Source organism: Pseudomonas sp. UBA6323 (assembly GCF_002439135.1).
Lineage (GTDB): Bacteria > Pseudomonadota > Gammaproteobacteria > Pseudomonadales > Pseudomonadaceae > Aquipseudomonas.
The window spans coordinates 1-8,191 of sequence record NZ_DJSX01000073.1 but is presented as its reverse complement, the minus strand read 5'-3'; the positions used below and the strand labels follow the sequence as shown (position 1 = coordinate 8,191).

8 protein-coding genes are annotated in these 8,191 nt (G+C 65.6%); all 8 read right to left on the bottom strand.

What is annotated here, in order from left to right:
• Positions 1–386 precede the first annotated feature (386 nt).
• The 8 genes from B3P22_RS17445 to B3P22_RS17410 all read right to left on the bottom strand — a co-directional run bounded on the left by B3P22_RS17445 (position 387) and on the right by B3P22_RS17410 (position 7,872).
• Positions 387–1,688, bottom strand: a complete 1,302-nt coding sequence (locus B3P22_RS17445) for a hypothetical protein (protein ID WP_296271862.1) — start codon at positions 1,686–1,688, stop codon at positions 387–389.
• Between the two features lie 10 nt (positions 1,689–1,698).
• The gene (locus B3P22_RS17440) at positions 1,699–4,353 is read right to left on the bottom strand and encodes a hypothetical protein (RefSeq protein WP_296271861.1); all 2,655 of its coding nucleotides are present in this window, start codon (positions 4,351–4,353) and stop codon (positions 1,699–1,701) included.
• Between the two features lie 112 nt (positions 4,354–4,465).
• Positions 4,466–5,074 (bottom strand): hypothetical protein, encoded by a 609-nt coding sequence (locus tag B3P22_RS17435; RefSeq protein ID WP_296271860.1) that lies wholly within the window; start codon positions 5,072–5,074, stop codon positions 4,466–4,468.
• A gap of 221 nt (positions 5,075–5,295) precedes the next feature.
• Positions 5,296–5,604 carry a CRISPR-associated protein Csx16 gene (gene csx16, locus B3P22_RS17430; protein WP_296271859.1) on the bottom strand — a complete coding sequence of 103 codons (309 nt, stop codon included), beginning with the start codon at positions 5,602–5,604 and terminating at the stop codon, positions 5,296–5,298.
• Between the two features lie 138 nt (positions 5,605–5,742).
• The gene (locus B3P22_RS17425) at positions 5,743–5,955 is read right to left on the bottom strand and encodes a hypothetical protein (protein WP_296271858.1); all 213 of its coding nucleotides are present in this window, start codon (positions 5,953–5,955) and stop codon (positions 5,743–5,745) included.
• A gap of 411 nt (positions 5,956–6,366) precedes the next feature.
• A complete protein-coding gene (locus tag B3P22_RS17420; RefSeq protein ID WP_296271857.1) occupies positions 6,367–6,750 on the bottom strand; it encodes a CRISPR-associated endonuclease Cas2 in 384 nt (127 codons plus the stop codon).
• The gene (gene cas1 / locus B3P22_RS17415; protein WP_296271856.1) at positions 6,747–7,697 is read right to left on the bottom strand and encodes a CRISPR-associated endonuclease Cas1; all 951 of its coding nucleotides are present in this window, start codon (positions 7,695–7,697) and stop codon (positions 6,747–6,749) included. The genes B3P22_RS17420 and cas1 overlap by 4 nt, the downstream gene beginning before the upstream one ends.
• Before the next feature lie 13 nt (positions 7,698–7,710).
• On the bottom strand, positions 7,711–7,872 hold the full coding sequence (locus B3P22_RS17410) for a hypothetical protein (protein WP_296271855.1): 162 nt from the start codon (positions 7,870–7,872) through the stop codon (positions 7,711–7,713).
• Positions 7,873–8,191 lie beyond the last annotated feature (319 nt).

Here is an 8,191-nt window from a genome sequence, read left to right as displayed (position 1 = left end):
GCGGGGCAGGCGCTTGGACGTTCTCACCATCCTTGGTCTGATCATGAATAAGTCTTAATCCCCTACGAGGCGGGGCAGGCGCTTGGACCTTTACTGTAATTGGCCTGCATACTCACACCCGTCTTAATCCCCTACGAGGCGGGGCAGGCGCTTGGACTCCAGCGATGCGCCTGGTGTCTCCAGCCAAAAGTCTTAATCCCCTACGAGGCGGGGCAGGCGCTTGGACATATCCGTCTGGCATGATGGTTCATTATGATGAGTCTTAATCCCCTACGAGGCGGGGCAGGCGCTTGGACTCTAAGCCGAAAAATTCCTCAAGTAAATCAGTACGTTGCAAGGCCCAAAATGCTGATCGTTTTTTGATCAGAAAGTTGCGTGAAATTTGATCAGTTTTCGCCGGCATTTCCGGCCTCCTTCCGCACCCCTGCGGCGCCGTTGCAGATAAATGCCACCAGCATCGCCCGGCTGTGCAGCAGGCAGATGCCGCTTGCTTCGCAGCGCAGGGCGAAGGTGTCCCAGCGTTTGCCCTCCATTAATAGCTGTCTTGGCTGGGGGCCGAGCAGCAGGGCCTTTTCGGTGCGGCCGAAGCGGCTGCCGATGCTGGAGAGCTGGCTTTCCAGCGTGCCGGGTGACAGGCCCGGCGGGTAACCGGCCTTGATTTCCACCAGGCGCGTCTTGCCCTGGCGGTGCACCAGCAGATCCAGTTCGCGCTGGCTGGCGCTGTCCTGGCGCTGGCCGCATTTCAGGTTGCGGGCGATGGCGTCCGGCGCGATGTCCGCCTCCAGCAGCCAGTGGTAGGCCAGTTGTTCCAGCCACAGGCCGCTGATCCACTGGCGCAGGGCGCGGTGTGTCTTGTCCGGGCGGTTTCCAGGCAGCTCGATGCGCTGGTCGTTCCAGTCCAGCGCCGACGGGTCCAGGGCGCGAAAGCGTTCGAGCCAGCGCAGCAATCCGGCGGCGGGTTGCTCCGGGCCCTGCAGAAACTCAGCCCAGTCCAGTCGCAGGCGCCGGGTTCGGTAGGTGGGATTGTCGTGTTCGAGCACCCACAACCGTTCCAGATGCTGAAACAGCGCCCGCAGGTGCGGGCAGCCGTGTTCCTGCGCCTGCCAGATGTCGCGGGCCAGGGCTAGGCTGGCCTCGGGCTGCTGGTCCAGGATGCGGTTGGGCGGGTCGCTGCTCACCTGATCGGCGTGCAAGGCGGCAACAAACTGCGGCAGCACAGCCGGCAGCGCAACCGCCGGCGCCGCTGCGAAGGTGCGACCGTCGCCCACGGGCTCCAGCACCTGCAGGGCGTCATGGTTCAGCGCCTTGTAATCGAGAAAGCCCCAAGCGTGGGCGTGCAGCAGCACGGCGGCCATGGCCTTGGTGCCGCCGGTGAAGTTCAGGGCCCGGGGCAGGGCGTTCAGCGGCGGCTGATTCAGGCAGGGCAGCAGCACCTGCTGTACCCATTGCTGGTTCTCCAGCACCTCGTCGCCTTGTAGCGCGACGCCGGTAGTAGCGTGGGACAGGATGCGCACCTGCACGCCCGGCAGCAGTTGTTCCAGTACACCATTCAGGCGCGCGGCCTGCTGCTGGAAGGCGTCGCTGACGACCAGCAGCACCTGCGCCGGGCGGCGCGCCAGGCAGCTTTCCAGTTCCGGCAGGTTGAAGCCGGAAACCACGCACACATATACCAGCGAATGCAGGCTCATGGGTTGCCGCTCAGTGAAAATTGAACGGCAGGCACTCACCCAGCGCGGACAGCAGCGCCTCGCGTTCCGGTGTGCCGGCGTGGGCGAAACGCTCCAGGGCGGCATGCGGCGCGTGGGGCAGTTGCTGACGCAGGCGGGTACGGGCTTCGGCGCCGGGCTGCTCGTCTAGTCGCAGGCCCAGGGCCTGGGCCAGGCAGCGCAGCACTTCGGCCATCCAGTGCAGGGTCGGGCCGTTGTCCGGGTCGGCGCAGCGTGCAGTGGCGGCGGCGAAATGCTCACGGGCCGGCCCCGGCTGGTCCGCGTCGACCAGCAGCCAGCCCCGGTAGGCCTCGATCAGCGGCCAGGGGTGGTCTTCGTGAGTTTGCCACTGGGGACGCTGGCCGAGGTACTCGGTGCGGGCGGTGTGCAGGGCCTGCGGCCAGCGCAGCAGGGCGCGCAGCCACAGGTGATGCGGGTAGCGCTGGGCCTGGCCGGTGTAGGCCAGGCTGCGGCTGATTTCGCCGTCGCCGGCCTTGCCGGTGAGGGCCTGCAGGTGGGCTCGCAGGACTTCGATCAGTGCGGCGGCGTCGGCACCGGGCGAGTCCATTTCGGCGATCAGGCGATAGGTGCGGGTCTGCGCAGCTTCGCGGGTGGCCTGCTGCGGATCGCTGAGGCGGGCGAAGGCGTCCAGGGCGCGGTCGAAATGCACCAGGGCTGCATCAGGCCGGCCACTCAGCGCTTCCAACTGGCCCAGGGTGGAATGCAGCTTGGCATGATTGAGCAGACCGGGGACGGCGACCGGTTCGGCCAGCCACTGTTCGACAGCGTTGCGCAGGGCGTCGAACTCGAAGGCGTTGGCGGTGCTGACCGTCAGGCGCAGCAGGGCTTCGCAGGCTTCGGCCGGCTGCTCGTCGCGCAGCTGCTGCATCAATTGCAGGCTGCGCTGAATGCGCGGCAGATCCACCTGACCGCGATGGTTGCCGGTCGCCAGGCGCGCGGTTTCCAGTGGCAGGCGCTGGGCCGCCGGGAGCGACTGGCCGTCCGGGGCGAAGCGCTCCAACCAGTCCAGGGCGTGACCGAGGCTGTCCAGGTGGAACTGCTTGAGGCGCAGGCGCTGGCGAACCTCGTCGAGAAACGCCTGCCACTGGCCGGCGTGCTGCTGCACCTGGGCGCCGAGCTGTTCGAGGAAATGACGCAGCAGGCCGTCGGCCGGTTCCTGGGCGGCGGCGCTGCACAGGTCGAACCAGTCCGCGGGGGTGAGTTTCTTCTGGGTGTTGAGGGCCAGATACAGGCGCTCCAGGGCCCGGTGGTCGGGGTTGAGCAGGCAGTGGCCGAGCAGGGCGGATTTCTTCAGGCGGTCGCGGCTGGCGGCGGCAGGGCTGCCCCAGGTGAATGCCACGGCGTCCACATAACCGTTCAGCGGCTCGTTCTTGTCCATGAACTGCAGGGAGAGCCGCAGCCCGGCGAAGCGCTGCGGGGCCAGACGCTGACATTCGCCTTCGAGGATTTCCTGCAGGGCACGCAGGTTGTCCCTCACGGCATAGCCACGGTTCTGCTCGATCTTCACGGTTACCGCACAGGGCTGGCCCGGTTCGAGGGGCAGTTGCAACAGCACCCAGCGCACCAGTTGCTCCACATGACCGATCCAGTAACGGGCGCGACTGGCGGGGTCCTGCACGCTGAAGCCGAAGATGCCCACCGACGCGTGCAGCAGACACTGCAGGGCGGCATCCACCGCGGTGGTAGACGTTGTTGTGGTGGCGTGGAAACGCTCTGTCAGCGGTGGGAGCGTCACGCCCTGTGGGATGGCGAGCGCCACCACGCGTCCCACTTCCGACGCGTTGGGTTTTAGCTCGTCGGCCTGCTCGTCGAACACCGAGCCGGTTTCATCGATATAGATGTGCCAGGCGGGCGACGGCGGAAGATGGCGCAGGCTGTTGGGGTGTTGGCCGTTGCGCAGTTGCACGGCGTCGAGTGCGCTGTGATGTTTGCCCTGCGCGGCGCGGCTGCGGCGGCTCTGGTAGTAGTCGGCCTGGTTGTTCAGGACGATCAGCACATGTTTGAGCACCTGTGGGTGCTCGCGCTTGCAGGCATCCCTGGCCCAGGCTTCCACTTCGTCCGCTGGCTCGCCACGGCTCAGGCGCCGGTCCGCCTCCTGCGCCAGCTCAGCCGCGTGCTCGCCATTGTGCCGGGCCCGCCGCAGCGCATCAGGCAGGGTGGGGTTGTGGTCGGAACGCGCCCAGGCTTCGGTCTCGTAGTCTTCCACGGCCCGCAGGTTCTCAGGCGTGTCCAGTCCCCAGGCGGTCTTGAGAAATGTCTGGAAGATCAGCGCCCCATCCTCCATGTGACTCAGTGGCCGAACCTGAGACTCTGGCCGGGACATGGGTGCGGCGTTCGGTTGCTCGACGGGAAGGGGAGCCGCCGTGGCGGTCGGCGCTACCCAGGGCGACTGGGTGGACAGGTTCCACCAGCCGGCATCGGCCCGGTGGCACAGGCGTGCGGCCTCCGGGAAGGACTGGATGGCCTGCAGCCAGTCCAGCGCCGGGGTCTGCTCGCTGCCCAGCAACCAGGTGGGCGGCTGCACGGCTGCGGCGTTTCCCGGCTCGGGTAGCCCTTTCAGGACGGCGGGATTCAATCCCTCGGGAAGCTCATCGGGCGTTCGAGGCAGCAGCAGCGCGGTAGACATGACTATTCCTTGTTGCAGTCAAAAGCTGGGGGCATTCTGCCACTAACGGCTGAGATTTTCCCCTGTTTCAGTCGAGCGCGTCCTCGCGGCCGATCCCCACCTTGTATTCGGTTCAGCGCCAGTGGGTACCCTGCGTCTCGACGTACTGCAGGCTGATGTCGTTGTGCAGGGTGGCCATGGCCGCCGCCATGCTGTAGGGCTTGGTGCCGCCGGTGGCGTCGAAAATAATCAGTCGCTCGTCAAAGCCCGCCCGGCGCAACTGGCGGCTGATGGCGTTCAACTGCACGTACAGGCGCTGCACATCGCTGGCGTCGCGCACCGGGTGGGCCGTGACGCGCAGGGTGCCGGCGTTGATGCGTTCCAGCAATTCACGCAGTTGCCGCAGGCGCTGACGGGAGGCGTCGCCGTCCCCGATCCGCAGGTGCAGCTCCTTCAGGCGTGGGTAGTGGTGGCCGACGGCGAACAGCAGCGGTTTGCCGGTCCAGCGGGCCAGTTCCGGTGTATCCAGCGTTGCGCGCAGCGCTTCCGGCGAAGCCAGACCGGCCAGGGCCTGAAAGCCGTTATCGTCCAGCAGCGACAGCATCTCCACCATTACCTCGCGGGGTGTCGCCTGACCGGGCGGCACCAGCTTGAGCACGCGCGGGCGTCGCCAGCGGTTGAGGGCGGTAAAAACGATGACCAGAGCAGCAGAAGCGTGAGCACACCCATGGGTACGCACCACAGCCAGAAGCCGGTGTCCTGCGCGTGGGGCCGACCAGACCCGGGGTGGCGTAGAAGGGTTCCCACCAGATGGCCAGCAGGTCGGGCAGCACACTCCCGCCATTGAGGCCTTCGGTGACCCAGGTAAGCGCCATCAGGCTGAACAGCGACAGCATCACGGTGAGCAGGCGCGAACCCATATTGCGCAGTGTCCGCCCCCTGCGCGCAGGCGCGGCAGGGTCGTCACGCGTTGAAGTCGCATGGCAGTTCCCGAACGTCGTAGCAGGTCAGGCGGGCGCCGAAGCGATCCAGTTCGGCGGCGCTCAGCTCGCGGCCCCGCGCTTCGGCCGGAAGCTCCAGGGCCAGGTGCACGTAGCGCGCTCCGCGCGCACAGAGCGCCGCCACCAGGTTGATAGGCAGGGTGCCGATCACCAGGTCTCCTAGCGCTATCTGCTCCGGATCGAGGTGAGCGATCTGCCGGTCCACGGACAGGCCACGAGCGGCCAGCCAGTCGTGGGCACCGGCGTGGCGGCTGACAAACCAGCGGGTCATGGGCGTTCTCCTTGAGGCAGAGAGGATGGAAAGTGGCAAAAAGCCGTGTGCCCGTCATGTGCAGTGGTGCTGTTGGTCGCTGCGATTCGCCGCGCCCGCATGAGCAGGCGGCGGAACAGCGCGATGACCAGCACCACGCTACCCCAGCACCAGTAGAGAGCGCAGCAGGTGCTCCCCCGGCAGATAGCGGCCGGACAGCATTGGGTCATGCAGCAGAAGGCTGTTCAGTTCTTGCAGCGTGCTGCCGGCCAGCACCAGGGCGGCGTATTGCCACGACTCCTTGGGCAACGCGGCGGCAACGGCCACTAGAACGGCGATACAGAACAGATGGGCAAGCTCGGCTGCGTGCATTGGGCCTCCGTATGGGAACGGAGGCAATGATGCGTGGGGGAGGGATGTTGGGGCGGGAAGGCAAGCTTGCGAGACAGATTTGCGAAGCCGGGCAGGCGCTTGGACCCGTACTGACCTGGACGTGGAAATCCGCGTATCGTCTTAATCCCCTACGAGGCGGGGCAAGCGCTTGGACTTTAAGAGTGTTGGTAATGGTTGCCTCTTTTGCGTCTTAATCCCCTACGAGGCGGGGCAAGCGCTTGGACGGCCATGGCCAACGAGCATCCGATCACCGCTGGGTCTTAATCCCCTACGAGGCGGGGCAAGCGCTTGGACGTAAGTTCGGTCCATCTGGTATCCCGCACATAGTCTTAATCCCCTACGAGGCGGGGCAAGCGCTTGGACTCTAAGCCGAAAATTTCTTCAAGTAAATCAGTATGTTGCAGGGTCAAAAGTGCTGATCGTTTTTTGATCAGAAAGTTGTGTGAAATTTGACCAGCTTTCAGCCCCTAAACCCACTGCATTCCGGTGCTCCACCAGGGGTGGCAGGCTCAGATCATACACTCCCTCCGGCGAGCAGGCGCGGCCCCAGCGGTGCAGGGCTTCGCCGGGGCGCAGGCGGTAGATCAGCAGGTCGTCCTCCGCCGGCTTGATGCGTTCGGCCAGTTCCCGGCGCAGGGCGCGAACATCGCCCTGAAACGCGAACAGTGATTCCAGCAGCGGATGGGCGCAGCCGCGCAACAAACGGTGCACGGCGCGCAGCCGGCGCGGGTCGGCGATATCATAGCTGACTAGGAACCAGGGCGAACGGTTCATGTAGCCAGCGCCTGCGCGCCCTTTAGGGGTAGGCGGTCCAGTTGCCGGGCCAGCGCGCCGGCATAGCGTCCCATCCGCCCGCCCCAGTGCGGTTGCCGGGCGTACCACTGCGGATAGAAAACGCTCCGGCCCGCCTTGCCGAATAGGCAACCCTCCGCCGAAATCGAGAAGTGCCGGCGGTCGAACAGCCCCTGGGTAAAGCTGTCGACCACCCACGCCTCGATCCAGGGCCGCAACGGCTCCATCAGATCGCAGGCCAAGGATTGCCGGCCCGGGGCCAGCCGGTGATACAGCCCCAGCCAGGGATCCAGACCATGCAGCAGGCACTGGCGGATGGCCTCGTGGTACAGCAGGGTGAAACTCAGCGAGAGCACGGCGTTGACCGGGTCGCGGGGCGGACGTCGCTGGCGGCTTTCAAAGCCCAGCTCGCTTGGTAACTGCTCACGCCAGAAGGCGAACAGCGCCCGCTGTGCGCTGCCTTCGAGCCCGCGCAGGACGTTGAGGTCTTCGGCCGCGCGCAGCCGGGATCTAGCGCCATGCAAGGCCTGCAGCGCCGTTCGGCGCGCCGGGCTGTCGCCTTGTTTCAGCAATATGCGCCGCCCTTGGCGCAGCTTGATGGCGACCAGCAGCCGCGCGCCGCGCAGAGCCAAGGCTTCGTCGAGGGAGAGCGCGTACTGGCGGCTGCGGCGTCCGGCCTGCTGCAAATGGTTAGCATGCAGCGCCAGGCTGAGATCGCTGTGCCGGCTGTTGAGCAATACAAAGTCCACCCCGCGTCGCTGGCACTGGGCCAGCAGGCGAGTGTCGAGCTGCACGTTGTGCAGGCACAGAATGCGTTCGAGCCCTTGCAGCGGCACGCTGCGCGGCGGTAGATCGGGCTGACGGATGATCAGACAGTGCTGGTCGTAGTCCAGGCGAGTATCGCGGTTATCGATGATCAGGCTGGTCATGGCGTTCTCTCCCTTACAGAACCAGGAACAGGCGATCACCGCCGGTGGTCCAGCGCTCGCCCAGCGGCTGCGGTTGCTGGTCATCGACCCGCGCCAGGATCAGGCCGTCCTCCGCAGGATCCAGTTCTTCGGTCAGCCGCTCCCAGAGACCCTGCACCTGGCGCCTGTCCAGCATGCAGTCGAGAAGGACTCCTGATAACAGGCCGTCAGCGTCCGCAAGTGGCGTAAGGCCCAGCGACGGCGTTTGGCATTCTGAATGTCGTACCCCAGCAACACGCGGCTCATGGTGGCTCCTCCGTTCAGTGAGGATGACAGCCTGGCGCGGGAAGAGGCGGGAGTATGGGTTGGCAAGCTTGCGTTGGGGGAGGCGGGGTATGTAGTGGGATAGATGATGAAGATGTGGATGAAGAGTCTTAATCCCTACGAGGCGGGGCAGGCGCTTGGACTAAGCCGAACAAATCATCTAGTAAATCATACAGTTGCAATGCCAAAAA

Coding starts and splice junctions, on each gene's coding strand:
- B3P22_RS17445 (WP_296271862.1), bottom strand. CDS start 1,688: ATGAGCCTGCATTCGCTGGTATATGTGTGCGTGGTTTCCGGCTTCAAC.
- B3P22_RS17440 (WP_296271861.1), bottom strand. CDS start 4,353: ATGTCTACCGCGCTGCTGCTGCCTCGAACGCCCGATGAGCTTCCCGAG.
- csx16 (WP_296271859.1), bottom strand. CDS start 5,604: ATGACCCGCTGGTTTGTCAGCCGCCACGCCGGTGCCCACGACTGGCTG.
- B3P22_RS17425 (WP_296271858.1), bottom strand. CDS start 5,955: ATGCACGCAGCCGAGCTTGCCCATCTGTTCTGTATCGCCGTTCTAGTG.
- B3P22_RS17420 (WP_296271857.1), bottom strand. CDS start 6,750: ATGAACCGTTCGCCCTGGTTCCTAGTCAGCTATGATATCGCCGACCCG.
- cas1 (WP_296271856.1), bottom strand. CDS start 7,697: ATGACCAGCCTGATCATCGATAACCGCGATACTCGCCTGGACTACGAC.
- B3P22_RS17410 (WP_296271855.1), bottom strand. CDS start 7,872: ATGCTGGACAGGCGCCAGGTGCAGGGTCTCTGGGAGCGGCTGACCGAA.